Raw genomic sequence first — 26,207 nt, 5'->3', positions numbered from 1 at the left:
CGCTGGCTGGTATCACGTCTGGATGACATTGAAAAGAAGCGCACACGGCACCGCTGACGATGATCTGCAACTCGGTACGAAAAGGTTCCGCTTGCCGCGCCCGCCGCACGGGGCCAAGATTTGGACTGCGTCAACCGGAGCACTGGCGGGAACGACCGGTCCATGAACGAGACGACACCGACACGTGAAGACGGGGACGTCGACCAGACAATGCGGCGCGAGCCGTTCGTCTTCACCGGGACCGCGCGCGAATATTTCGGCATCTGGCTGGTCAACGTGTTTTTGACCATCCTGACGCTCGGTATCTATTCGGCCTGGGCAAAGGTGCGCCGCATGCGCTTTTTTCACGGCAGCACATGGCTCGGCGATGCCAGTTTCGAATATCACGCCAGGCCCGGCCAGATCCTGCTCGGCCGCATCATCGCGTTGGCGCTGATCGCCACCTACAATCTGGCGCTCTATTTCGCACCCGGTTTCAGCATCGTCCTGGCGATTGGCTTCTTTCTCGCCCTGCCCTATCTCGTGATGCGCGGACTGCGCTTCCGCGCCCGGGTGACGAGCTACCGCAATGTCCGCTTCGACTTCGAGGGCGGGTATTGGGGCGCCCTGCTCGCCTATGTGGCGGGCGGCGTGCTGACCTGGGGCACGCTGGGCGTGCTTGCACCCGTCGCCTCGCGCTGGATCTGGAGCTACACGCTCGGCAATCTCACCTATGGCGGCCGGCCGATCGACTGCGACCCGCGTCTGGAGAAACTGTTCGGGCAATGGTGGCTGCCGGCGATCCTGTTTGGCGGCGGCATCCTGCTGTTCCTCGCCGGCTCGGTCGCGCTCGGCTATCTCTACGGCTCCGAACTCGCCGATATCGTCGGCGGCGGCGGCGGGGTCGGCACGCTGACCGCCGGCGTGCTGGCGCTGATCTATGTCGGCTTCCTGCCGCTGATCGTGCTCTACGTGATCGTCGGCCTGCTCTACCACGCCGGCTCGCGCAACGCCGCCGTCAGCGAAACCGTCATCGACGGACGCCACGCGCTCGCATCCTCGCTCGGGCGCTGGCGCTACGTCTGGATTTCGATCACCAATCTCATCGCCACGGTGTTCACGCTCGGCCTGCTGCGCCCCTGGGCGGCGGTGCGCATGGCGCGCTATCTCGCCATCTGCACCGCCGTCGACACGGTCGGCGCGCTCGACAGCTATATCGACACGATCACCGACGAAGGGGCCGCGGTCGGCGCGGAATATATGGACGTGGAGGGGCTCGACTTTGGCTTTTGAACCCGCCGTCACCGGCACATGGCACGCCGCGCGCTCGGGGCGCGACATCGCCGCCGAGCTTTTTGTCATCGACGAGGACACCGCCGCCGTGCGCGATACGCAAACCGGCGCGATCCTGGCGCGCGGCACGCGAGCGAGCCTCGTCGTCTCGCGGCGCGTCGGGTCGGTGCCGCGGCGAATCGGCTTCCCCGACAACAGCGTGTTCGTCAGCCGCGACAATGACGGCGTCGACCGGTTGCTCGCAGACGCGATCGGCCACGGCTCGCGCTGGTTGGTCGAGGTCGAGCGTTTTCGGCCGCGCCTGATCGTGCTGGCGGCTGCGGTCGCGCTTCTGGCCGTCGGCGTCTACCGCTTCGCCGTTCCGCTTCTCGTCGAGGCGGCGGTGTTGGCGACGCCCGAAATCGTGCCCGAGCTGATGAGCAAGGGCGTGCTCGCCTCGCTCGACGAAACCGCCTTTTCGCAAAGCACGCTGAGCGAGCAGCGGCGGGCCGGAATCACGACCGGCTTTTTTGAACTCGCCGCGCTCGCCCCACGCGGCGCCGCGCGGTTCGACCTGCAATTTCGAAGCGGCGGGTCGATCGGCCCGAACGCCTTCGCGCTGCCCGACGGCACGATCGTGATCACCGACGAACTCATCGAACTGGCCGGTTCGGACGACGACCTCGTTCTCGGCGTGCTCGGACACGAGATCGGTCATGTCGAGCACGATCACAGCCTGCGCCAGCTTTACCGTGCCGCCGGTGTCGTCGGGCTTATCATGGTGATCGGCGGCGATGTCGGCTCCGGCGTGCAGGACCTGCTGGTGCAGGGGTCGGCACTGCTTGCGCTGTCCTATTCACGCCGCCAGGAGCGCGACGCCGACCGCTACAGCGTCGAGATCATGGCGCGCGCCGGGCGCGACCCGGCCGCGATCGCGCGGTTCTTCGAACTGATGCGCACGCGTTTCGGCGATACCGGCGACAGCGCGATCCTGACCACTCATCCGGCGACCGGCGAGCGGATCGAGGAAACCCGGCGCTACGCGGCCGAGATCGCGCAAAACGGGCCCGCGGTCCCGTCAGACTAGGCCGTAGGCACCGCCGCCCCGGTCCACAGCCCTGTCCATGCTCCGGCCATTTTCGGCTTTGGCACGGGACAGCCATGCCCGGACGTGCTACCGCCCGGTCGACGAGGAAGAATCGCAGACAGGACAGCAGTTTGAACCGGACCATTCCGCTGGTGCTCGCGGTCGCCCTGTTCATGGAACAGATGGACTCCACGGTGATCGCCACCTCGCTGCCAGCGATCGCGGCTGATATCGGAACGGATCCGATCGCGCTCAAGCTGGCGCTGACCGCCTATCTGGTTTCGGTCGCGATCTTCATTCCCATCAGCGCCTGGATGGCAGACCGGTTCGGCGCACGGCGCGTCTTTTGCACCGCGATCGGCGTGTTCGTGGTCGGCTCGATCGCCTGCGCCTTTGCCGGATCGCTGTCGGGCTTCGTGCTGGCGCGGTTCCTGCAAGGCATGGGCGGCGCGATGATGACGCCGGTGGCGCGCCTGCTGCTGGTCAGGGCAACGCCGCGCGGCAACCTCGTCTCCGCCATGGCCTGGCTGACCGCGCCGGCCCTGATCGGGCCGCTGCTCGGCCCGCCGGTGGGCGGCTTCATCACCACTTTCGTGAGCTGGCACTGGATTTTCCTGATCAACGTGCCGATCGGGCTCGCCGGCATCGTGGCCGCCGCCCTTCTGCTGCCGGAAGCCGGCGGCGAGGGAACGGCGCCGATCGACATGCGCGGCTTCGTTCTGTCCGGACTGGCGGCGGCGGGCATCGTCTTCGGCCTGTCGGTGGTCAGCCTGCCGGCCCTGCCGCCTGTCGTCGGCGTGGTCACGCTAAGCGTCGGGATTGCTGCGACCGGGCTCTATCTCGCGCACGCACGCCGCGCGACGCGCCCGATCCTCGACCTCAGCCTGTTCGGCAATGCCAGCTTCCGCGCCGCGATCACCGGCGGATCGATCTTCCGGTTCGGCTCCGGAGCGACGCCGTTCCTGCTGCCGCTGATGTTCCAGCTCGGTTTCGGCATGACGCCGTTCGAATCGGGCATGCTGACCTTTACCGCCGCCATCGGCGCGATCGGCATGAAGTTCTTCGCCGGGCGCACGCTCAGGCGCGGCGGCTTCCGCACCGTTTTGATCGTCGCCGCCCTCGGCGGGGCGCTGATGATCGCGGCGGCCGGCCTGTTCAGCTCGGGCACCCCGGTTTGGGTGATCATGGCGGTGCTGATTGCAGCCGGCTTCCTGCGCTCGCTGTTCTTCACCTCCGTCAACGCGCTCGTATTTGCCGATCTCGACGACGCAAGGGCCGGACAGGCGACCGCGATCGCGGCGGTAACGCAGCAGGTCAGCATCGCGCTCGGCGTGGCGCTGGCCGGCCTCATCCTGGAGGCGGTGACGACGATCTCCGGCCAGCCGCTGCAGGCCGGCGCGTTCCAGATCGCGTTTTTCATCGTCGCAGGCGTCGCGGCCATGGCGGCCCTGCCGTTCTGGATGCTGCATCCGACTGCCGGAAACGCGGTCTCCGGCCACAGGCTGGGCGGCGACAATGCCCGCTCGCAGGTGCTGCCGCCGCGCTGAGGACCGCTCAGCCCTCCTCGCGTCCCTTGAACCCCTTGGCGAGCAGGTAGAGCTCGACCGATTCGTCGCGCGAGGCCGGCGGCTTGACGTGGTGCACGCTGGCGAAATTCTGCTTGAGCCGGGTCAGCAGGTCGTTTTCGGTTCCGCCCTGGAAGGTCTTGGCCAAAAAATGCCCGCCCGGACGCAGCACCTGAATCGCGAAATCGGCCGCCACCTCGCACAGATGCATGGTGCGGATATGGTCGGTGCGCTTGTGACCGGTGGTCGGCGCGGCCATGTCCGACAGCACCACGTCGGGAGCCCCGCCGAGCGCTTCGAGCAGCCGCTCGGGCGCATCGTCGTCGAGAAAGTCCATTTTCAGAAACGTCACGCCGACAATCGCGTCCATGTCCAGATAGTCGATCGCCACAACGGTGGGCGCAGCCGGATCGGAGCCGGTGCGCTGTACCGCCACCTGCGACCAGCCGCCTGGCGCCGCGCCAAGATCGATGACGCGCGCGCCCGGCTTGAGCAGCTTCTGCCGGTCGTCGATCTCGATCAGCTTGAAGGCGGCGCGCGAGCGGTAGCCGTCGGCCTTGGCGCGGTGCACGTAAGGATCGTTCAGATGCCGCTCCAGCCAGCGCCGCGACGAGGCCTTGAGCCCGCGCTTCTTTTTCACCCGGGCCTTCAGCGCCCGCGCGCCCGGTTTCGGACCTGGTTTCTTCACGAGACATGGCTCCGTGCGCGGCGGTCGCGGTCCCAGACCCGGTCCTCCGCCATCAGTTCGGTCAAAATGCCCTCGCGCAGGCCACGATCGGCGACCCGCAGCCGGGTCGCCGGCCAGGTGCGCCGGATCGCCTCGAGGATTGCACAGCCTGCGAGCACGAGGTCGGCGCGATCCGCGCCGATGCATGGGTTCTTCACCCGCTCGTCGAACCCCCAGCCAACCAGGGTCTCAACCATGCGGTCTATGTCGACATCGTTCATCCACAAGCCGTCGACGCGGCGGCGGTCGTAGCGCGGCAAATCCAGAAAGATGCCGGCGAGCGTCGTCACGGTGCCGGAGGTGCCAAGCAGGTGAAACCCTTCCCCGGTAGCAACGGCGCCCAGACGGTCGCGCCCGTCGAAGGCATCGATCATCCCGGCGACGTCGTCGACCATGGCGGCGAAGATCTCCGGCGTCACGTGGCGGCCGCCGAAACGCTCGGAAAGCGAGACGACGCCGACCGGCAACGATGTCCACGACACGATATGGTTGGCGAGCCGGCGGCTGCGACGGCGGGATATGTCGATCAGCGCGATTTCGGAGGACCCGCCGCCAATGTCGAACAGAACCACGCCGCGCGTTTCGCGCTCGACCAGCGAGCCGCAGCCCGACACGGCCAGCCGTGCCTCGGTCTCGCGATCAATGACCTCGAGCGCCAGACCGGTCTCCTCGCGCACCCTGTCGATGAACTCCGCACCGTTCGCGGCGGCGCGGCAGGCTTCGGTGGCAATCAGGCGCGCGCGCGCGATCCTGCGCGCCTCGAGCTTGCCGGCGCAGACTTTCAGCGCTTCGAGCGCCCGCGCCATGGCGTCGTCGGCAAGACGACCATTCGCCGTCAGCCCCTCGCCGAGCCGCACGATGCGCGAAAACGCGTCGATGACGCGAAACCGGCCGGCTCGGTTGGGGACGGCGACCAGGAGACGGCAATTGTTGGTGCCGAGGTCGAGGGCGGCATAGGCCGGCGGCTGGTGATACGGCGCCTGGCCGTGCCGGTGCGCCGGCCTCGGCGCCGCGCCGGGGGCCAAAGACCGCGCCTGGCCGTTGACCGCCGGACGCGTCGGCTCATCCCCCGCCTTGCCGACGACGTTCGGCGCGGCGGCGTTGCCGGCATCGCGCACATAGGCCTTGCGGCCGCGGCGACGCTTCTTGCGCCGGCGTTTTTGTCCATCCTGCGGATTGGCGTCCGGCTTTTCCGCACCAGCGACACCGCCGCCAGCAGCAGCGCGGCCTTGCGCCCTGGCCCGCGCCGCCTTGCGTTTGCCGCGGCGACGTTTGCCCGGGAAACTGCCGGGAGCCTCCGCGTCCGGCGTTTTTCCGCCGTCCTCGAGGTCCTTCACACTTCCGTCCTTCGGGCGCCGCGCAAATCGCAAGGTTGCCGCTGGCGCCGCAATCATTCAGTTGCCGGCAATGTAGCAGCGCGGGGCGTGATCACCAAGGGTTTTGGCGGCTGGCCGCCCTACCGACGCAACGGCGAGCGACCCGGCCCGGTGAATTGCGCCCAGCTTCAGGAAAGGCTTGATCGGCACGGCGAATATGCTAGAAGCGCGCGCATCCGGTTCAGTCGTGCACTGATCCGCCACCGGAACATGCGGGGCGGAAAGCCGGCATGGCCGTTGGGGAATAGTTTAACGGTAGAACAGCGGACTCTGACTCCGTCGGTCCTGGTTCGAATCCAGGTTCCCCAGCCAGCCACCTTCGGTCCATTCCCGATATCGCCGCTTCCGGCTTCGAGCAGAAAATACTGCGTCATTTCCACGGGTTGATTGAGCGCGCGGCAATCGGAGACCGGTGGCCGCCCAAATAGCCAGCTTCGCCGCGAGGTCTTTATCGGTCACGTCGGACCTGACGGCTTGCACGGGAGCACCGCCCATCCATCGCGCTGGCCCGGCATGCCAGGCCGATGACCCGGAGGATGCGGCGCGCCGAGAGCCTGCGAGGTCGGCGATGGCGTCGAGCGATGCGCGGCGGCTGATGGAATCGTGGTCGTTGTGCGCGCTGGCGATGCGAGCGAGTGCGTGACGTCAGGGACCGCCGGACAGGACGAAGTCAAGACCTTGGAACGGGGCCTTGGAACGGGTCTGCCCGACGATCGATTACCCGGAAGCGAACCGCGCTGGCCGAGGCTTGGCGCAGACGCCGAACAGCCTCCATCGAGCCATGTCTTGCGTCAGGAGGCCGGGTCAGCGCGAGCGACGAAATCGATCAACTCGGTCGACACGATATCGTCGGGCTTGCCGCTGCACCAATGGATCAATGCCGTCATGTCGGTGGAAATGCCGCCATGCAGGGCGCCGGGCGCGTTGAACATGAAAGACCCCTCTGGCGCGACGATTCTGCCCTGGGTATCGTAGTAGGCACCCTTGAGCAGATATACTTCCTCACCCAGTTCCGGCGCGCGGCCGACAATTTTCCAGGCCTTGCCTTCCGGGGCAACGAAGCGTGCGATGATCGTGAGGCCATGGTCGTCACGCCGCAGAACGCGGCGGAAGCGGCCATATTCCTTCCCGTCCGCCCAGGTGATATTGTAATCGGCAGGCTCCCACGGGCTATCTTCCGGCCCGATGCTGAACGATTTCTGTCTCATAATGTAATCCACTTCTTCAAGGCGGGGCGCGGACGGTCCGCAGGTTCCAATCTGATTTTCAGGTGTTCAAAGCTGTGTCTGCGGTATCCTCACGCGCAATCCCTCCATTGAAGGATCGACGACGAGCTGACACGCAAGCCGGCTGTCATCACGACGGGGCGCGGCAACATGATCCAGCATCTGCCGTTCCATTTCCCCGATGCGCGGCACGTCAGGGACAGAAGTCGCGTCAACGTAAACATGGCACGTCGCGCAGCAGCAAGCGCCGCCACACTCCCCCAAAATACCATCAATATTGTTGTTTACCGCGGCGCGCATCAATGTTTCTCCAACCAAAACATCTATGGATTGGGAGATATTTTCAGTGTTTATGAAAGTAATATTCGGCATATTTTGCAATCTCATCTCGATACGAAGAGCATCTATAAAAATAATCGATATCGTAGCAGCGTCAAACGCGAAGTTTCACTCACATCATAAGACGGCCTTATGAACGTAAGTCTGCGACAACTCCGTGCGTTTCTGGCTACCGTGGAGAGCGGCAGCTTCACGCGTGCCGCACACCGTCTGCATCTGAGCCAGTCCGCCGTCAGCATGATCATACGTCAGCTGGAAATCGAACTCGGCCTCGATCTGTTCAGCCGTGAGAAAAAACGCCTGATCCTAACGGATATGGGACATCAGCTTGAACCGATCGCCCGGCGCATGATGGACGAGCTGGATCTGATTGCCTCGCGCGCGTCCGAAATCCGGCAGTTGCAAAGCGGGTCGCTGCGCATGGCCGTGCCGGAGATCATGGCCTGCACGCTGATGCCGCCAATACTGACAGCCTTCAACAACACGCATCCGTCGATCTCGATCAAGCTGCACGACACCACGTTGAACAACATCCCGCTTGAAGTGGCGCGCGGTGCCGTTGAACTGGGGATCGGCCCCGAACGGTCGAGCGACCCGGGCGTCGAACGCATTTTTTTGTGCAGCGTGCCGATCTGCCTTGTCTGCGCCAGATCGCACCATGCAGCCCAACGCGACTCAGTCCGGTGGAGTGAGCTGCGCAACGAAAAATGGATCTATTACCCAAGCACTTTCGGCAAGCAGATCCAGGCCGCGCTCGGCCAGCTGGATAGATCACGCCTGCCCGAGGATGCGACCATCGTCGAACGCCTGACCACTGCGCTGGCGCTGGCCGGACAGGGCGGCGGGGTCACCACCGCGCCAAAATACGCGGACGCGCTCCAGAAGGATTTTCAGGTGCGGATTATCCCCCTGGTCGAGCCGCAAATCAGCAGCGCGTTGTATGTCTACAAACGCCACGGTCGCGCGCTCTCTCCTCCCGCACTCAAGATCCTCGAACTGTTTTCGAAAGAAAGCCGCCTTACGGGTGACATCGCCTCCGGGGTTTCAGACTGATCGAAACCGTGGATGCGCATTCGCATCACACGACTTGTCGCCACCGGGCCCATCCGCCATGCGATCTATCCCTGGAGGCATGGGCCTGCCCGGTCCGAGCGGCAGACCGTTCAGTTGCCGGCGAACCGCTTGCGAAGCCCCGGCAGAAAGGCGGCGGACAGGAAGGCGGCGCTGACCAACAGGAATGCCAGGCTTATCGGCCGGTCGATGAAGGTCGTGATGTCGCCCCGCCCGAGCAGCAGGGCACGGCGAAAATGCTCCTCCATCAGCGGGCCCAGGATGAACCCGAGCAGAACCGGCATTGCCGGATAATCGAAGATGCGCATCAGGTAGCCGAGAACGCCGAAGCCGAGCACGACGAAGATGTCGAAGACGTTGTTGTCGGAGGAATAGACGCCGACACATATGAAGACCAGGATCGCCGGATAAAGCAGGTGATAGGGAATCGACAGAAGCCGTACCCACAGTCCGATCAGCGGTATGTTCAAAACGAGGAGCATCAGGTTTCCGATCCAGAAACTGATGATCAGGCCCCAGAACATCTCGGGCTGGTCGTTGATCAGGTTCGGCCCCGGCGTGATGCCATGCAGGATCATCGCGCCGAGCAACACGGCGACGACGGCGTCGCCGGGTATGCCGAGGCTGAGCGTCGGGATGAACGCCGCCTGGACCGAAGCGTTGTTTGCCGCTTCCGGTGCCGAGATGCCTTCGAGCGCACCCTTGCCGAATTCTTCCGGTGTCTTGGAAAGCCGCTTCTCGGCAGCATAGGCCATGAGCGACGCAATGCCGGGTCCGGTGCCCGGCAGCGCGCCGACGAACGATCCGATCACCGATCCCCGCAAGGTCGGCTTCCAGATGCGTTTCCACTCGTGGCGCTTGGGCCACATCGCACGAAACCCGATACGGCCCAGCGCCATGGGTTTGCCCTGCACGCCACCGATATTCGCGATGATTTCGGCGACGCCGAACAAGCCCATCGCAAGCGCAACGAGACTGAAGCCGTCAGCCAGTTGCAGAATGCCGAAATTGAAGCGGAACATGCCGGTATTGACGTCGGTTCCGACAAGTCCCAGGGCGACCCCGAACACGACCATGGCAAGCCCCTTGAAGGGCGAACCGACGGTCATCGTGGAGGCGGCGATCAACCCAAGCAGCATCACCGAGAAATATTCCGCCGACGAGAATTCCAGCGCCAGCTCCGCGATGACGGGAGCAAATCCCATCACCAGGACGATGGCAAAGGACGAGCCGACGAAGGAGTTTACCGCTGTCACGAACAGAGCCAGCGGCGCCTTGCCCTGCTTGGCGAGCGGATAGCCGTCCAGGCAGGTGATCGCCGCGGTCGCCGTTCCCGGCAGGTTCAGCAGTATCGAGGCGGTCGATCCGCCATACTGCGCACCGTAAAAGATGCCGGCGAGCATGATCAGGGCGGCGGTCGGGTCGAGATAATATGTCATCGGCAGGGCGAGCGAAATCGCCGCCAGCGGCCCGATACCGGGCAATACCCCGACGATCGTGCCCACCGTCACACCGACAAAGCAGAAAAACAGTCCCTCGACGCTCAGCGCTTTGGCAACGCCAAGCGCGATATGGGCGTAGAAATCACTCATCGGGGCCCGAAAACATTGACCGGGAGCCCAAGCCCCCAGATGAACAAAACAGAGCCGAACACCGCCATGAAGGTGGCGATGCCGCCGACGGCCCACCAGTTGCGGCGGATCTCGCCCAGTGACGCGATGAACACCAGCGCGAAGGTGGCCGCCACGTAGCCGGCCCGGTCCACGAGTGCCGCGAAGGCGAGCATGCCGATCGTGACCGACAGCACGGCGCGCCACGCGAACCTGTCCGGACCCGGAGTGCCTTCGTCGGCGGGCGCTTCGTGCGCCTGCCGAGAGGCGCTCCAGCTTTCCAGCGCAATCACGACGCCGAGCACGGCGATCAGACAGCCGATCACCAGTGGAAAGAACCCCGGTCCCGGTCGCAACATCTTGCCGAGCGGATAGGTCGACGCGATCGCGGCAAGCCCGGTCCCGAACGCAACCACAACCGCCGCGGCCGCGTAGTCCCTGAACGCCGTGCGAACCGTCATGCGCGCCTCTCGCGATCTGGACGGGCAGTCCTTGCGGACCGCCCGTTCAGAATCTCCGCCAGTCGTTTGGAGCGGCGTGTCACTTCGGCCCGATGCCGGCAGCCTCGACGACCCCTTTCCACTTCATCACCTCATTGGCGATGAATTCTTTCGATTCTGCCGGCGGCATGCTCTCGACGAGGAACCCCTTTTCCTTGAAGAAGGTCTGCAACTTGTCCGATTCGAGCGCTTTGGCGATTTCGGCATACAGCGTGTCGAGCACTTCCGGCGGCGTGCCGGCCGGAGCGAAGATGCCCTGCCAGGAGAAGGCCGCGTAGCCGTCGATACCGGCCTCCTCGATCGTCGGCACATCCGGCAGCATGTAATGGCGCTGCGTCGAGGTGACGCCGAGTGCCCGCAGACGGCCCGTCTTGATGTGTTCGGAGGTCACGAGGATGTCGCCGAACATGGCATCGAGCTGCCCGCCAAGCAGATCCTGCAGGGCCTGCGCACTGCCCTTGTAGGGCACGTGCAACAGCTTCGTGTCGGTCTTGAGGCCGAAAAGCTCGCCCGTCATGTGCATCGAAGTGCCGACACCGGGCGTGCCGTGCGTGAAGGTCTCCGGGTTCTCCTTCGCATAGGCGATCACGTCCGCAACGCTGTTGAATTCGCTCTCCGCATTGACCACGAGCGCAAGCGGGGAGGCGATGATGATCGAAACCGGATCGAAATCGGTCACCGGATCGTAGGGTAGATCGTCTCGGAGCGCCGCGCTGATGGCGTTGGAGCCGGTCACGCCCATCAACAGCGTATGCCCGTCGGCCTCGGAGGTCGCGACATAATTCGCGCCGACCGTGCCACCCGCGCCGCCGCGGTTCTCCACGACGACCGGTTGGCCGAGAGGCCCGGAAATCGCCTCGCCGATCTGGCGGGCGAGGAGATCCGTCGAACCACCCGGCGGGAACGGGACAACCAGTGTAACCGGTTTTTCGGGATAGCCGTCGGCGGCAACCGCCGGCGAAGCAAGGCCGGCCGACAGGCCGGTCGCCGCGGCGATCGCGAGGGCCGCGCCAAGGAGTGACCTCCGCTCGATTTTCGTTTTCATGTTTCTTCCTTCCTCTGGTGTTTTCGATTTCTTGTTGCTGATGCTAATGAAAACGGGTCGGGCTGAAAGGCTCCAGATCGACCTCGGTGCCGCGGCCTGCAACGAGATGGGAGATCTCGCGCCCGGTCGTCGCGCCGCCGCACATGCCGACATGCCCGTGCCCGAATCCGAAGAACGCGTTTTCCGCAGCCGGCGCGCGGCCAATGACGGGCAGGCTGTCGGGCAGGCAGGGGCGGTGTCCCATCCAGTAGGAATTTTCCGATCCCTTCAGACCCGGAAAGAGTTCTTGCCCCTTGCGGAACAGTGCCTCGGCGCGGTGATAGCGCGGCTTCGCATCAAGCCCGGCGAACTCCACCGTGCCCGCGAGTCTGAGGCCGGAGTCCATCGGATTGACCATCATGTTGTGTTCGACCGCCATCACGTTGCGGTTCAGCCGGATGTTGGGGTCTTTCACCGTCACGTGATATCCGCGCTGGCTCTCCAGCGGCACGCGCGCGCCAAGCCTGCGCGCCAGCTTGCCCGACCAAGCTCCAGCGGCAACGACGACACCATCCACGTCCAGCGCGTCGCCGTTGTCGAGCAGGACCGAACCGACGACGCCGTCGCGCAGTTGAAAGCCGGTCGCGGCGGCACGCAGATGGGCTGCGCCGTCTTTAATGGACCGGCCGTAGATCGCTTTGACGAGAGCCTCGGGATCGGGCGTCGATCCATTGTCCGGCGCGAAATGCCCAAACCGGAAGATGCCCTTGAGCGCCGGTTCAAGCTCGCTGAGTTGCTCGCTGTCGACCTCCTGCATCTCGACACCGAGACTGCGCCTGAGATCCATTCCCCACTTCCAGCGTTGGGCGGAATCGCGCGAGGAATAGACATACAGACAGCCGTTCCGCCGGACCAGCGACATCGCGCCCGCACGCTGCAGCAACGGTTCGTAGGCATCGAATACCGGGCGCAACAGGTCGCGGACGGCGCCGGCGATGCGCGTGACTTCCTTCTCGCTGGACGCGCGCATGAAACGAAGCAACCAGGGAAGCGCCCGCGGAAGATAGTGCGCGCGAATGACCAGCGGGCCGTCCGGATCGAGCAACCATTTGGGAACATTGCGCCACATTCCCGGCATGCCGACAGGCAGGCAGGCGCTCGGCGAGAGCGATCCGGCATTGCCGAACGAGCATGCCTCGCCGGCCTCGCGCGGATCGATGAAGGTGATCTTGTGGCCGTCTCTCTGCAACCAGGCAGCGGCGGACACCCCGACAATTCCCGTTCCCACAATTGCGAAATGCAAACCGCCACCCGCTCCCGGTACCCGATTCGAATACCCGATCACCCTCTTGCCGTTCATCGTATTTGCACAGATAAGATCAGGCAAACGTATTTTGATTCTAGAAACATAAGTAAACCTTATGAATATAACGCTGCGCCAGTTGCGCGCCTTCTACGAAGTCGCGAAGACACAGAGCTTCACGCTTGCCGCAAGGAACATGAATCTCACCCAGTCCGCCGTCAGCATGCTCGTGCGTCAGCTGGAGACTGAATATGGCCTGGCGCTCTTCGACCGCGTCCAGCGTAGCGCCCAGCTGACCGAGGTCGGACGCCAGATGTTTCCCATCACCGAGCGCATGCTGGAAGACCTGCGACAGGTTCACGAGGGCGCGGCGGACCTGAAGGCCCTACGTCGGGGCAGGCTTCGCATCGCCGTTCCCCAGATGCTTGCGTGCTCGTGGTTGCCGCCGCTTGCGGCCGAGTTCATGGCCGCCTTTCCCGATATCGGCCTGCATGTCATGGACACGACCGGCGACCGCATCGTCTCGGCCGTTCAGGACAACGAAGCCGAGATCGGGATTGGCCCGCAGCGTCCCGCGCCGGCGGACATCGCCGCGGAGCCGTTATGGGAGGAGCCGATCCAGATCGTCCTGCCGAGGGCCTCTGCCTTGGGCGATGGCGCTCCCCTGACGTGGAAGGATCTACGCAACGAAAACTGGATACAATATTCCGACGACTTCACGCTCTATCTGGAACGCGCGATCTGGGCGGAGTTGCCCATTCCCGAAGCCCGCACCACCAGCGTGCGTTACCTTACGACGGCTCTTTCTTTTGTCGGGCTCGGGTTGGGCGTTACGGCCGCACCGCAATATGCGCGAAGTTTCGCGGACCAGTTTGCGGTGAAGTTCGCTCGGGTCGAGACGGGGCGGATCATGCGCGCCTTCTACATCTATTCGAGAAGGAACCACTCCCGATCGCCTGCCGCCAACGCATTCGTTTCATTTCTGACTCACAAGATCGGAAGTCCCCTACCCTTTGAACCGCTTTAGTTTCATCGGTGTCGGCGCCGGATACAGGACGATGTCGCCCACTGCTTCTCTTCGGCGCTGGCGATGAAACGGGTCGCGGCCGAACCGCCGATGCGAAGAGCCGATCTGATTGGCGCGCCGGGCACTGGGCCGGACTTGATTGACCGCCGGGGTTTCGTGGCCTCGCCGAATGCGCGCGAGATCAGGGCCGGACGCTTCCAGCCGAAGAGAAAGAGCCGTCGCAGCCATTTTCGTTCAGCGGCTTGGCGCGGCCTGCCCCGCCTCGACGATTTCGGGCAACCCGCTTCCGCGTAGATGGCATGCCGCGCTTATGCCCGTGTCGAGCGGTTCGACATCGGGATCGACCGTCTCGCAAACCGGCAAGGCGAACGGGCAGCGGCTGCGGAAGCTGCAACCTGGGGGAATATCGATCGGGTCCGGAGGTTCGCCCTCGAGCAGATATCTGCCGCTCTCATAAGGCTTGGTTTCGATGGTGGGGACCGCGCTCAGCAGCGCCCGCGTATAAGGGTGCGCCGAATGCCAGAACAGGGCGTCATTGTCGGCCAGTTCCACCACGCGTCCCAGATACATGACGGCAATCCGGGCGCACACGCGCCGCACCATGGCCAAATCATGCGAAATATAGACATAGGTGATGTCGTGCTTGACCTGAAGCTGTTCGAAGAGATCGAGCAGCTTCGCCTGTTCGACCTGATCGAGCGCGGAAAGGGTTTCGTCGAGAATAAGCAGGTCCGGCTCCAGCACCAGCGCGCGCGCGATGTTGACGCGTTGACGCTGACCGGCGCTGAGCCCGACCGGAAGCTGATCGTAGAGAGCGGGCGACAGGCCGACCTCGGCCATCGTCTCCTTGACCCTGGCCTCGACCTGCCTGCGGCTGCCAAATCCGTGGATCAGCAGCGGCTCGGCGATGGTGCGACCGATCTGGCTGTGCGCGGCGATCGCGTTGTAGGGATCCTGCAGCAGGAGTTGAAAGCGCTTTCTGACCGCCAGCAGGTCGCGCCCCGACAGGCCGGCAATGTCCTTGTCCTCGAACAGGATGTGACCGGCATCCGGCTTCTCGAGGCTACTCAAAAGGCGCGACAAGGTGGACTTGCCGCAGCCCGACTCGCCGATGATGCCGAAATTCTCGCCGCGGCGGACCTCGAACGACACGCCGCGCACGGCATGCACTTTGCTGGTGGCGAACAATCGGCTGCGATCGCGCACGGCATAGGTCCGGGCGACATCGCGCACGTCGAGCACGACATCGCCGGACGAGCGCGCCGGCGGAGCCTCATTGCCGGACCAGATACGCGGCACCTTGGCGATCAGGCTGCGTGTATAGCCGTGCTCCGGCGCGGCCAAGAGTTGCCTGACCGGCTGGCGCTCCACCACGCGGCCGTCATCCAGAACGAGCACGTCGTCGGCTATGTCGCCGACGATTCCCAGGGAGGACGATATGAAAACGATCGCGGTATCGAAATCCTTCTGCAGTTCGCGCAGCAGGCGCAGAATCTGGGCAGCCACCGTCACATCGAGCGGTTGGGTGATATTGTCCGCGATCAGCAGGTTCGGATTGGACACCAGCGCATCGACGATCAACGCACGCTGCATCATACCGCCGCTGAACTGGAAGGGGTATTCGTCGAACCGACGTTCCGCCGATGGAATGCGCACGGCGTCGAGCGTCTCGATCACCTTGCGACGCGCCTGTGACGCGGAGAGACCGGGCATCACCGCACGCAATTTCTCCAGGATCTGATGTCCGACGGGCACCGTCGGATCCAGGGCGCTGGTCGGGTTCGCGCCGATATAGGCGATTTCGCGACCGCGAAGCTTTGCCATCTCCTTTTGCCGCAGCTTGACGAGATCGCGCCCGGCGTACTCGATACTGCCGCCGGTAATGTGTAGCGGTGCCTTGATCCAGTTGACGAGGGCCCGCGAGAGCACCGTTTTTCCCGAACCGCTTTCGCCGATGATGCCGAGCACGGAGCGTGGCGCTACGGACAGGTCGACGTCCGACAGAAGTGGTCGCGGGCCGGCGGGCGTGTCGACCGAAACCGACAGCCCCTGTACCCGCATCAGCGGAAGCGCCGGATGGGTGCTGGTGTTGGCCACTACTCGCCTCCTTGCAGGATATCGTTTCGGGCGCGCTCCAGCAGGCCACCCATCAGGTTGAGACTGCCGAGCGAGAGCACCAGCAAAACACCGGGGACGATGGTGATCCACCAGGCATTGAGCAGGTATTGCGTGCCGGACGAGATGATCGTGCCGAAGGTCGGAGTGGGCGGCTGGATGCCAATGCCGATAAATCCAAAAATCGCCTCGAAGATCATCATGCGGGCGATGTCCAGAACGGCCACGAAACCGATGGGCGGAAGAATCGTCGGTGCGATATGGCGCAGCATGATGCGAAAATCGCTGGCCCCGAGAATCTTCGCCGCCCGCACATATTCCTTCTGCCGCTCCGCCAGCGTCACCCCGCGCGAGACGCGCGCGTAGACGGGCCAGCTCGCCAGGATCAGAACCGCGATGATCGTGAAGGGCGTCGGCCTGGACATGCCCAGAATGGTGATCGCCAAAATGATGACGGGGATCGACATCTGGACATCGGTCAGCCGCATCAGCACAGCGTCGACCCAGCCGCCGCGATACCCCGCATAGATCCCGATGGCACAGCCGAGCACGAACATGCCGACGACGCTGATCACGCCGATCGCGAAGGCATTGCGCAAGCCGATCAGGGAGCGCAGAAAAAGATCACGTCCGAGTTGGTCCGTTCCGAACAGATGAGGCCACTTGCCGCCCTCGAAGAAGACCGGCGGGAGAAACTTGTTCGCGACGTTCATCTTGGTGGCCGAGGCGTCAATGACGAGCGGCGCGAAGATCGTCAGTATGATCAAGACAACGAAAAAGCCGCACGCGACTTTCATCTCGGTCGAGATCCAGGCGCGCCGTACGATGCGTGCGGTCACGCCGTGGCGTCTTACCGGCGCGCCGTCGGCGACGAGGTCGGGCGATGTGGCTGACATGGCGGCGGCTCCTAGAACTTCAGGCGGCGGTCGATATTCGTCGAGGCGAAATCGACAAGCATGTTGATCGCCACGAGCGCGCCGCTGGCGAGGATCGCGACCGCCTGGATAATGGGGAAATCCCGCTGAAAGACGGCGTTGATGGTCAACATGCCGATGCCGGGGTAGCTGAAGATATATTCAACGACGAACAGACCGCCCAGCAACAGGCCGATCATCTGCGCGCCGAACAGGTTGAGCAGAGGCACGGCCGCGTTGCGCACCACGTGTTTGGCGATCATCGTGGTCCGGGACAGTCCACGAACCAGACCGACGTCAAAATAGACCTCGCCCAGATTGCCCGCGACGGACACCGAAATGGCCCGGATCATCACCGGACACAGTTCGATCGCCAGCACCATTGCCGGGATGATGGTGTAGCTGAACCCTTGATAGCCGATCGCCGGCAACCAGCCCGCCTTGGCCGAAAGCAGGAAGATCAACAGAACCCCGACCCAGATATTGGGCAGCGAGACGAACAGCGAACTTACATACAGCGCCAATCGGTCCGGCCATTTGCCGGCCCGCAATCCGGCGGCCATGCCGATTGGTACGGCGACCAGCAGGGCAAAGACGATACCGAGCGCGGCCAGTTGCAGGCTGTAGGGCAGCGCCGTCATGATCAGGTCGGCTACCGCGGCGCGGCTTTCAGGGTCATACCCGTCCGCGTCCTGGGAGCCGCCCGCGCTGCCGCCCTGGGGACCACGGATAAAGGAGTGACCGAAATCGCCCGACGCCACCTCGCCGATGAAGCGGCCGAACTGAACCAGCATCGGATCGCGCAGGCCGAGGTCCCTGGCCGTTTCTTCCAGCACGTTCGCCGGGGTCATCGGGCCGAGAATGATGCGGATCGGATCGCCCGGTACGATCCTCAGCAGTGCGAAGATCACAAAGGCGACCAGCAGGACAATCAGCAGTCCTTGCGTGATGCGTCGCAAAAAGAACTCGATCGCGAATGCCATCGGGGAGGCGCTCCTGTCGTCGGGGCCGGTATCAGCAACCGGCGGCGGCGTGTCGTCGACATACCGGCGGCGCCGCTGGCGGCGCCGCCGGTATGACCTGGCGTCGTGATCTTAGCCGAGCGTGGCCTTGCTGAGATCGATCGGGCCGTTCGGGTAGAAGTAGGCGCCCTTCAGGTCCTTGGACATCGCCCTGAGGAACACCGACGAAAACAGCGACAGGCTCGGCACCTTCTCCGCCAGCAGGGGCAAGGTTTCTTCCTGAAGCAGCTTGAGGCGCTCCTCGGTGGTTTCGGCGTTGCGCTCCTTGTCGAGCGAGGCGTCGATCTCGGCGTCGTCGATACCGTTGATCAGGGCGAACTGGGAATAGTAGTTGGGGCGCAACACCAGATCCGGCTCAGGCGAGCCCGTAATCCAGCCCACATCGATGATGTGGCCCGGCCCCTGGCCGTCGGCGCGACGATAGATCTGTTCTTCCCACGCCGCCGGCTCGAGCGTCGTCAGCTTCACGGGGAAACCCTGCTCCTGCAGCATCGCCGTGATCAACTCGCCATATTCGCGGGTCTTGGGATAGAAACCGACCGAGGTGATGTACTCCAGTTCCGGCAGACCCTGGCCGTTGGGATAACCGGCCTCGGCGAGCAGTTTCTGGCACAGTTCGGGATCGTATTTGGGGTAGTTGTCGACATCCTTGTAGCCGAACTTCACCGGCGAGATGTGACAGTTGGACGCCTGCGCGGCTTCGCCGACCAGCGCCAGGACCTGCTCGCGATCGATGGCATGGACCGCCGCCATGCGAACCCGCACATCGTCGAAAGGCGGTTTGTTGCAGCGGAAATGCAGGTATTTGTTCTCGCTCGACAGCGAACTGTGGGTGGTGATACCGGCCTCGCCCTTCAGCGATTCAAACTGTTCCGGCTCCAACCGTTCGGTCAGATGATACTGGCCGTTCAGCAGGCCGAGCACGCGCGTGTTGGCGTCGGGAACATAGGTCCACAGCAAGGTGTCGAGAGCAGGCTTCCCGCCGTAATAGTCCGCATTCGCCTTGAAGATGATCTGGTCACCGCGGGTTTCATGATATTTGAACGCGCCGGTGCCGTTCGGGCGCTGTTTGAGAACGTCCGGGTCGGCGACATCCCTGGCCGACATGATCGGTAGAAACGCGGAGACATACCAGAAGTTCAGCGCCGGATAGCCGTATTTTTCGGTCTTCAGGCGCACCGTGTAGTCGTCGACGATCTCGACTTCGACCTGCCCTGGATACCACGCGGATGCCGGCCGGCTGGGCTGCGAGGCGTATTCGTAGGTCGCCTTGACATCCTCGGCTTTGAATTCCTTGCCATCGTGGAACCTGACACCCTGGCGCAGCTTGTATTCCAGCGTATGCTTGTCGATCAGCTTCCATTCCAGGGCAAGGTCCGGGAGAATCTCACCGGGGTTTTCAGGCCTCATCGGGCATTTGGTCAGGCGACCGAACACCAGCTCCTCGGTGGTGATCTGCGGCGCGATGGTATGCGAGGACGGATCCCAGCTGCTCGTCACCGTGCCGGCGGCGGCAAAAACCAGGGTCTTGCCGTCCTGCGCGAACGCGCGATTGAGTGACGCCGGGCCGACGAGCGCGGCGCCAACGCCCAGCGCCGACGCACCGGCCATGAATTTCCTTCGTGTAGTCAGCATGAAAATCTCCCTTTTGGTATGCCCAGCGCATCCGGCCCTGCGCCGGTCTTGCCGGGCGCTTCCCCCTGAAATCGGGACGGAACCAGCGGCGTCCTCCTAGACTGCGCGACCCAATCGAGCCTCCCGGCGGCGCATCGAACAGCCTATGCCCGAATAGCGTATCAAAAATGACTGTTCAGTCAATACTATTTCCTGCTTCCCGGATTCGTGTGTTGATTTCTCATAACGACGCCAGTTATGAAATTCAGACCTCGGCACGTCATGAGGCAAAAGGCGCCGTTGCAGCGACGTCCGGAAAGGGCTCGATGAGCACACGCAAATTCACACCCGAAGCTCGACGCACGCTGATTATGGACGTCGCCCGCGAACAGGGGCGTATTCTGGTCGAGGATCTGACCATACGGTTCGGCGCATCGAGCGAAACAATCCGGCGCGACCTGAACCACCTTGCTGCCATTGGCGCGCTCCGCAAGTTTCACGGCGGCGCCTGCCTGCCATCACTCACCGAGGAAAGCCCGTTCGCCCAACGCATGGCGTCGCAACCGACGGGTAAGCGCTCAATCGCCCGCTCGGTGGTGCGCTCACTGACGGCGGGGGACACGCTGTTCATCGATACGGGCACGACAACCTTAATGCTGGCCGAGGAGATGCAGCCTCTAACCGATTTATCCGTCGTCACAAACTCGACCGCGATCGCCGCGACACTGGCGCACGGCAACAACAGCATCTACCTGCTGGGCGGGCTCTACCAACCTGACGCCGGCGAGACGACCGGCGAGATCACGATCGAGCAGATCGCCAATTTTCGCGCATCCCATGCCATTTTGACCGCGGGCGCGGTCCATCCTGTCAACGGCATGATGGATTTCTCGCTTGGCGAAGCACAGGTGGCGCGCGCTATGATCGAGCAGGCCGACCACCTCGTCGTCCTGGCAGACAGGACCAAGCTCGGCCGCAGTGCCTTTGCGAAGGTCTGCCCGCTCTCGCGCATTGACCGACTCGTGACCGATGCGCCCCCACCCGACGACCTGGCCGATGCGCTTCGCGCCGCCAATGTGGACGTCGTGATCGCGGAATAGCGTCACTTATCGCTGCCGTGAATGACCGTTCGGTCATTGACAATTCGAGTTTCGGTCTAGTACTCTTCTGCCAACATCTCATCCGGGCGTGGAGGCGTCGTTGGCCAAGATCGACTTGAAGACTCTGATCCGCAACGAGGATCTGCCGACGCTCGTCGCGGAATTCCGGGCCAAGCCCACGGGACAGCACAGCCCCGCGCTGCAACGGATCGTCAACCATATCCGTAGCGAACCCATGACCGGCAAGCTGGCGCTTCTTTGCACCAAGCCGCACGAAGAATGGCGGCTGGTGGAGATGAACGGGCGCGGCAAGCCCATGACGCTTCGCGATGAAGTGTTTCACGATATCAACGATGCCGAATGGGCGATCTTCAAGCTCCGCATGAAACGCCATTTCGACATCGACCTGACCGATTGACCGACAGCATCTACGGGAGACGAGCAATGCTCAAGATCACGGGCTACGCCGACCGTGTCAGCGTCACGCCGGGCCAGACGGTCAGTTTCATGATCAATTGCGAGTACGCTCGCTACAGCGCCAGCATCGTGCGGGTCGTCCAGGGCGACACCGCGCCGGAGGCGCCGCCCGTGAAACTGGTCCATGTGCCAAGCGCGATCGACGGCACGTATGAGGGGCGCCCGCAAATCATCCACGCCGGCTCGTTCGGCCGGGTTGATCTGGACAAGCGGCTCACGACGGCCAGCATATCGCTGCAGGCGATGATCATGCCGACCACCACCGGCAAGGGGCGACAGGCAATCCTCTCCCGATGGGACGAGGGGTCAGGGCGCGGCGTCGCCATGGTCATAGCCGAGGATGGATCGCTGGGCATCGAGATATCGGCGGGGGGAGAACTGCACCGGATATCGACCGGCAGACAGATGCTGGATCGCCACTGGTATTTCGCCGCCGTCACCTATGACGCCGACACCGGCGATGCGAGCGTGCACCAGATTCCGCAGCACGATTTCCCCACCATTGCCGATGCCGGGAGCGTGTCGGCGCGGCTCGCCGCCGGTCTCGACTGGTCCAGCGACGCGCCGCTTCTCTTCGCCGCCACCTATGGCGGAACCGACGCTGGCCGCATGGTTGCGCGGGCGCTGTTCAACGGCAAGATCGACCGGCCGCGCGTGTCGTCTTGCGCCCTGCCCCTTGCCGATCTGCGCGCGCTTGCCGACGATGTCTGGCCCAAACACCTGACCGGTACGCTGGTCGGCGCCTGGGACTTTTCACGCGACATTCCCGGCGTCACGTTCGAAGACCTATCCGGCTGTGCCCGACACGGTCTGGTCGTCAACATGCCGACGCGCGGGGTAACCGGTCACAATTTCACTGGCGAAGACGGCCATTGCTGGATGGACAAGCCCGAGCAATGGTCGGCCATCCACTTCCACGACGACGACGTCTACGACGCGGGCTGGGAAATCGACCTTGCCCTGGCCGTCCCCGAGACGATGAAAAGCGGTATCTATGCGCTGCGGATCGAGGCCGAAGGCGAAGAGCAGTTCATCACCTTCGTCGTGCGCCCGGCGCGCGGCCAGGCGACCGCCAAGCTCGCCTTTCTGTTTCCGCTTGCCACCTACATGGCCTACGCCAACGAGCATTTCGGCACCAATGACGGTCTGGTGGAGCTGCACCTCAACCGCGCGCTGATCCTGCACCCCCATCAGCAATTCCTCAACGAGCATCGCGAATATGGCCATTCGCTTTACGACCTGCACTCGGACGGCAGCGGCGTGGCCTATTCCTCCCGGCTGCGGCCGATGCTCAACCTGCGTCCCAAAGTCGAGGCCAATCACGGCGCGGCGCCCTCGCATCTTTGGCTGTTCAACGCCGATACCCACATCACGAGCTGGCTGGAGCATTGCGGGGAAGACTACGACGTCATCACCGACGAGGATCTGCATTATGAGGGTTTCGACCTCGTCAGCGGCTACCGTACGGTCATAACCGCGACGCATCCGGAATATTATTCGCGCGAGATGTACGACGCGGTCCAGACATACACGCATAGCGGCGGCAGGCTGATGTATCTCGGCGGCAACGGGTTTTACTGGCGCATCGCCTTCAACAAGACCCAGCCCGGCATCATCGAGGTTCGCCGCGCGGAAGGCGGCAGTCGGGCCTGGGAGCCGGCGACCGGCGAATATTATCATTCCTTCACCGGAGAGTATGGCGGCCTGTGGCGTCGCCAGGGCGGGCGCAGCCCCAATCATCTCGTCGGCATCGGCTTCACGGCTCAGGGCTTCGACGAATCGTCTTACTACCGGCGCGCGTCGGGCGCCGACGATCCGCGAGCCGCCTTCGTCTTCGAGGGCATCGACGACGAGATTATCGGCGATTTCGGCCTGACGGGCGGTGGAGCCGCCGGCATGGAACTCGACCGACACGACGTCTCGATCGGCTCGCCGCCCCATTCGATCGTTGTCGCCAGTTCCGAAAAGCACACCGAGGCGCATGTCTTCGTCGTCGAAGACATGCTGTTCAACCACATGGGCACCACCGGCGACGTGTGTGAAAAAGTGCGCGCGGACATGGTGTTTTTCGAGACGCCGCGTGGCGGAGCGGTGTTTTCCGTCGGCTCGATCGCGTTTTCGGGTTCGCTGCCGTGGAACGGGTTCGACAACAATGTCTCGCGCCTGACCCACAACGTGCTCAAGCGCTTCCTGGATCCCGCCCCCTTCGTCGAGCCGGCGGCCTGAACCACGCCGATGAAAAACGCTGATGAAATATTCGACGTCGCCATCATTGGCGGCGGCGTCGTGGGCTGCGCCATGGCCCGGCGCTTGACGCTCGACGGCGCCAAACTCGTTCTGCTGGAGCGGGCGCCCGACATCCTGTCGGGGGCCAGCAAGGCCAACAGCGCGATCCTGCACACCGGTTTCGACGCACCGCCCGACAGTCTCGAACTCGCCTGCGTCCAGGCCGGCTATCGCGAGTATCGGGAAATCCGCAAGGCGATGAACCTGCCCTTGCTGGAAACTGACGCCATGGTGGTGGCCTGGACAGGCGCCGACATGGACAAGCTGGACGCAATCGAAAACCAGGCTCGGCAAAACGGCGTCACGGCGGTTCGACGCCTGACGGCCAGGGAGACGCGCGCCCGCGAACCGGAGCTGTCTTCGGCCACCCTTGGAGCGCTACTGGTGCCCGGCGAGCACGTTATCGACCCGTGGACGGCGCCGCTCGCCTATCTCAGACAGGCCGTCGCCAACGGCGCGCAGGTGCGGCTGAACAGCGGCGTGACGGCTGGCCGCTTCGACGGCGCCGCATGGCAACTCGACACGCCGCACGGATCGGTGCGCGCCACAGTGGTTGTCAACTGCGCCGGCCTGCATGGAGACACGGTCGAGCAGCGATTGCTCGGCAGGACGTGGTTCACCATCAAGCCGCGCAAAGGTCAGTTCGTGGTCTACGACAAGGCGGCGGCGAAGCTGCTCGGCAGTATCATCCTGCCGGTGCCCAGCGAGCGCACCAAGGGCGTGGTGCTGACGCGGACCGTGTTCGGCAATCTTCTGGTCGGACCGACGGCCGAGGACCAGGACGACCGCGATCGGGCGAGCGTCGAGGCCCCTGTTCTGGACAGCCTGATTGCGACCGCTGTCAAGATGGTTCCCGCCCTCGAGACCATACCGGTGACGGCCGTCTACGCCGGGCTGCGGCCGGCGACGGAAATCAAGGACTACAGGGTGCGGGCCATCGCCGAGCGGAACTGGATCAGCGTCGGCGGCATCCGCTCCACCGGCCTGACCGCGGCGCTCGGGCTGGCAGCGCACGTCGCCACGCTGCATGCCGTGTTCGGCGGCTCCTTCACGCCGCTCAAGCATCCGGCCGTTCCCCAGATGGCCAACCTGGCCGACCATCGCGACCGCCCCTGGCAGGCAACCGATCACGGCGAGATCGTCTGCCATTGCGAACTGGTTACACGCGGCGAAATCGAAGCCGCCCTGCAAGGGCCCTTGCCTGCCGGCGACTTCGGCGGGCTGAAGCGGCGCACCCGGGTGTGCATGGGCCGGTGCCAGGGCTTTTACTGTCAGGCGCGGGTCGCGGCATTGACGGCGGGACGCCTCGCCGAACCGCTGTCGGTGGGGCCCGCACATGGGTGAGGCTGCCGATTTCGACGTCGTCATTGTCGGCGGCGGCCCGGCCGGCATCGCCGCGGCGATCGCCTTGAAAAAGCGCGGCCTCGAACGGATCGCGATCGTTGAGCGCGAAGCCGAGATCGGCGGCGTACCGCGCCATTGCGGCCATCCGCCGTTTGGAATGCGGGAATTCGGTCGCGTGCTGACCGGCCCGGCCTATGCCGCCAGGCTGCGCGCGGCGGCCGGCACGCTTGGCATCGCCTTGCGCCTGCAAACGACCGTGGTCGCGCTCGGCGGCGGCGGCAGGCTGCACCTGACCGCACCCGAGGGCCCCGGCACGATCATGGCCAGGCGGGTCATTCTCGCCACCGGAGCGCGCGAGACGCCGCGCGCGGCGCGCCTGATCTCGGGCGACCGGCCGATCGGGGTGCTGACCACGGGTACGCTTCAGCACAGCATCTATCTGGAAGGAACAAAACCCTTCGCCCGACCCGTCATCGTCGGCACGGAGCTGGTCAGCCTTTCCGCCGTGCTGACGTGCTGGAAAGCCGGCATCCGGCCGGTGGCCGTGATCGAGAGCGGCATGCGCCCGGTCGCGCGAAAGCCGATGCACCTGTTTCCCCGGCTGCTCGGCATCCCCGTGCATTATGGCGCGGAGATCGTCGACATCAAGGGACCGGCGCGCGTGTCCTCGATTACCGTTCGCCTGACCGACGGATCCGACACGGAGATGGCTTGCGACGGCGTCTTGCTGACCGGGCGTTTCGTCCCTGAATCGGCGCTGGTTCGCAGCAGCCATCTCGCTCTCGATCCCGGCAGCGGCGGGCCGGACATCGATCAGTTCGGCCGCTGCAGCGATGCCGCCTATTTTGCGGCCGGCAATCTTCTGCGCCCGGTCGAAACCGCCGGCTGGTCGTTCCGCGAAGGCGCACGGATCGGCAATCTGGTCGCCGACGACCTGGCCGGCGCCCTGCCGGCGGGAACGGAGTATCTAAAGATCGGACACGACGACACCATCAAGCTCGCGGTGCCGCAGCGTATCGACTTGACGGGCCGCGACGGCCTGCGCCACATCCAGCTTCGCGTGACCGAGGGCGGCAGGGGGCAACTCAGCGTCGAAGCCGGCGGGCGCGTCTTGTGGCGGCGGCGCGTCGCCGCTCTGCCGGAACGCCGCCTCCTGATCCCGATCGCGGCGATCGGCCGTGCCGCCGGGGACTGCGACGGCGTCACCGTTCGTTTCAAGAAAGGCTGAA

22 protein-coding genes and 1 tRNA gene are annotated in these 26,207 nt (G+C 64.2%); 11 read left to right on the top strand and 12 right to left on the bottom strand.

Translation table 11 applies throughout. The features are described 5' to 3' along the window. Positions 1-162: 162 nt before the first annotated feature. The 3 genes from ACT2B0_RS02895 to ACT2B0_RS02885 all read left to right on the top strand — a co-directional run bounded on the left by ACT2B0_RS02895 (position 163) and on the right by ACT2B0_RS02885 (position 3,885). Entirely contained in the window at positions 163-1,272 is a 1,110-nt protein-coding gene (locus ACT2B0_RS02895) for a YjgN family protein (RefSeq protein ID WP_473461250.1), read from the top strand. Next, a complete protein-coding gene (locus ACT2B0_RS02890; RefSeq protein ID WP_473461248.1) occupies positions 1,262-2,338 on the top strand; it encodes a M48 family metallopeptidase in 1,077 nt (358 codons plus the stop codon). Before ACT2B0_RS02895 ends, ACT2B0_RS02890 begins: the two co-directional genes overlap by 11 nt. Before the next feature lie 131 nt (positions 2,339-2,469). Further along, positions 2,470-3,885: an MFS transporter gene (locus ACT2B0_RS02885; RefSeq protein ID WP_473461246.1), complete on the top strand. Its 1,416-nt coding sequence runs from the start codon at positions 2,470-2,472 to the stop codon at positions 3,883-3,885. 7 nt (positions 3,886-3,892) lie between these two features. Here the strand turns inward: ACT2B0_RS02885 and ACT2B0_RS02880 are convergent, their stop codons facing one another. Beyond that, complete coding sequence (locus ACT2B0_RS02880) at positions 3,893-4,591, bottom strand: RlmE family RNA methyltransferase (protein ID WP_473461243.1); 699 nt, start codon at positions 4,589-4,591, stop codon at positions 3,893-3,895. After that, positions 4,588-5,967, bottom strand: a complete 1,380-nt coding sequence (locus ACT2B0_RS02875) for a Ppx/GppA phosphatase family protein (protein ID WP_473461241.1) — start codon at positions 5,965-5,967, stop codon at positions 4,588-4,590. The genes ACT2B0_RS02880 and ACT2B0_RS02875 overlap by 4 nt, the downstream gene beginning before the upstream one ends. Positions 5,968-6,244: 277 nt before the next feature. Here ACT2B0_RS02875 and ACT2B0_RS02870 point away from each other — a divergent pair. After that, positions 6,245-6,318 (top strand) — tRNA-Gln (locus ACT2B0_RS02870). A 479-nt stretch (positions 6,319-6,797) separates the two neighbouring features. On the opposite strand, the gene ACT2B0_RS02865 is transcribed toward ACT2B0_RS02870, so the two are convergent. Together ACT2B0_RS02865 and ACT2B0_RS02860 are read right to left on the bottom strand one after the other, a co-directional pair. Further along, complete coding sequence (locus ACT2B0_RS02865) at positions 6,798-7,214, bottom strand: hypothetical protein (RefSeq protein ID WP_473461239.1); 417 nt, start codon at positions 7,212-7,214, stop codon at positions 6,798-6,800. Between the two features lie 66 nt (positions 7,215-7,280). Continuing rightward, a complete protein-coding gene (locus ACT2B0_RS02860) occupies positions 7,281-7,532 on the bottom strand; it encodes a 2Fe-2S iron-sulfur cluster-binding protein (protein ID WP_473465749.1) in 252 nt (83 codons plus the stop codon). Positions 7,533-7,703: 171 nt separating this feature from the next. On the opposite strand from ACT2B0_RS02860, the gene ACT2B0_RS02855 reads away from it, so the two are divergent. After that, positions 7,704-8,624 carry a LysR family transcriptional regulator gene (locus ACT2B0_RS02855; RefSeq protein ID WP_473461236.1) on the top strand — a complete coding sequence of 307 codons (921 nt, stop codon included), beginning with the start codon at positions 7,704-7,706 and terminating at the stop codon, positions 8,622-8,624. Between the two features lie 110 nt (positions 8,625-8,734). Here ACT2B0_RS02855 and ACT2B0_RS02850 read toward each other — a convergent pair whose 3' ends face one another. From ACT2B0_RS02850 to ACT2B0_RS02835, 4 genes are all read right to left on the bottom strand, one after another. After that, positions 8,735-10,234: a tripartite tricarboxylate transporter permease gene (locus tag ACT2B0_RS02850; RefSeq protein WP_473461234.1), complete on the bottom strand. Its 1,500-nt coding sequence runs from the start codon at positions 10,232-10,234 to the stop codon at positions 8,735-8,737. Then, positions 10,231-10,713, bottom strand: coding sequence for a tripartite tricarboxylate transporter TctB family protein (locus tag ACT2B0_RS02845; protein ID WP_106573583.1), 483 nt, complete (start codon positions 10,711-10,713; stop codon positions 10,231-10,233). The genes ACT2B0_RS02850 and ACT2B0_RS02845 overlap by 4 nt, the downstream gene beginning before the upstream one ends. Before the next feature lie 79 nt (positions 10,714-10,792). Continuing rightward, positions 10,793-11,950 (bottom strand): Bug family tripartite tricarboxylate transporter substrate binding protein, encoded by a 1,158-nt coding sequence (locus ACT2B0_RS02840; RefSeq protein WP_481658448.1) that lies wholly within the window; start codon positions 11,948-11,950, stop codon positions 10,793-10,795. Continuing rightward, complete coding sequence (locus ACT2B0_RS02835) at positions 11,841-13,136, bottom strand: NAD(P)/FAD-dependent oxidoreductase (RefSeq protein ID WP_473461229.1); 1,296 nt, start codon at positions 13,134-13,136, stop codon at positions 11,841-11,843. The genes ACT2B0_RS02840 and ACT2B0_RS02835 overlap by 110 nt, the downstream gene beginning before the upstream one ends. Positions 13,137-13,197: 61 nt before the next feature. Here ACT2B0_RS02835 and ACT2B0_RS02830 point away from each other — a divergent pair, with 61 nt between their 5' ends. Continuing rightward, the gene (locus tag ACT2B0_RS02830; RefSeq protein ID WP_473461227.1) at positions 13,198-14,106 is read left to right on the top strand and encodes a LysR family transcriptional regulator; all 909 of its coding nucleotides are present in this window, start codon (positions 13,198-13,200) and stop codon (positions 14,104-14,106) included. A gap of 234 nt (positions 14,107-14,340) precedes the next feature. Here ACT2B0_RS02830 and ACT2B0_RS02825 read toward each other — a convergent pair whose 3' ends face one another. From ACT2B0_RS02825 to ACT2B0_RS02810, 4 genes are all read right to left on the bottom strand, one after another. Next, positions 14,341-16,167 (bottom strand): dipeptide ABC transporter ATP-binding protein, encoded by a 1,827-nt coding sequence (locus ACT2B0_RS02825; RefSeq protein WP_473465747.1) that lies wholly within the window; start codon positions 16,165-16,167, stop codon positions 14,341-14,343. Positions 16,168-16,202: 35 nt separating this feature from the next. Continuing rightward, on the bottom strand, positions 16,203-17,117 hold the full coding sequence (locus ACT2B0_RS02820; protein WP_473461224.1) for an ABC transporter permease: 915 nt from the start codon (positions 17,115-17,117) through the stop codon (positions 16,203-16,205). A gap of 11 nt (positions 17,118-17,128) precedes the next feature. After that, positions 17,129-18,118 (bottom strand): ABC transporter permease, encoded by a 990-nt coding sequence (locus ACT2B0_RS02815; protein ID WP_473461222.1) that lies wholly within the window; start codon positions 18,116-18,118, stop codon positions 17,129-17,131. A 111-nt stretch (positions 18,119-18,229) separates the two neighbouring features. Beyond that, complete coding sequence (locus ACT2B0_RS02810) at positions 18,230-19,792, bottom strand: ABC transporter substrate-binding protein (protein ID WP_473461219.1); 1,563 nt, start codon at positions 19,790-19,792, stop codon at positions 18,230-18,232. Between the two features lie 305 nt (positions 19,793-20,097). Between ACT2B0_RS02810 and ACT2B0_RS02805 the strand changes: the two genes are divergently transcribed. The 5 genes from ACT2B0_RS02805 (at position 20,098) to ACT2B0_RS02785 (ending at position 26,206) form a co-directional block, all read left to right on the top strand. Continuing rightward, the gene (locus tag ACT2B0_RS02805) at positions 20,098-20,871 is read left to right on the top strand and encodes a DeoR/GlpR family DNA-binding transcription regulator (protein WP_473461217.1); all 774 of its coding nucleotides are present in this window, start codon (positions 20,098-20,100) and stop codon (positions 20,869-20,871) included. Between the two features lie 100 nt (positions 20,872-20,971). Beyond that, the gene (locus tag ACT2B0_RS02800) at positions 20,972-21,289 is read left to right on the top strand and encodes a N,N-dimethylformamidase alpha subunit family protein (RefSeq protein ID WP_473461215.1); all 318 of its coding nucleotides are present in this window, start codon (positions 20,972-20,974) and stop codon (positions 21,287-21,289) included. Positions 21,290-21,315: 26 nt separating this feature from the next. Beyond that, entirely contained in the window at positions 21,316-23,574 is a 2,259-nt protein-coding gene (locus ACT2B0_RS02795; RefSeq protein WP_473461212.1) for a N,N-dimethylformamidase beta subunit family domain-containing protein, read from the top strand. A gap of 9 nt (positions 23,575-23,583) precedes the next feature. Further along, on the top strand, positions 23,584-24,978 hold the full coding sequence (locus ACT2B0_RS02790) for an NAD(P)/FAD-dependent oxidoreductase (protein ID WP_473461210.1): 1,395 nt from the start codon (positions 23,584-23,586) through the stop codon (positions 24,976-24,978). After that, entirely contained in the window at positions 24,971-26,206 is a 1,236-nt protein-coding gene (locus ACT2B0_RS02785; RefSeq protein ID WP_473461207.1) for an FAD-dependent oxidoreductase, read from the top strand. The genes ACT2B0_RS02790 and ACT2B0_RS02785 overlap by 8 nt, the downstream gene beginning before the upstream one ends. Position 26,207: the final 1 nt, after the last annotated feature.

Source organism: Nitratireductor sp. J20-h4 (assembly GCF_056780505.1).
The sequence above is the reverse complement of the archived record's forward strand: the minus strand, read 5'-3'. Positions and strand labels throughout refer to the sequence as shown.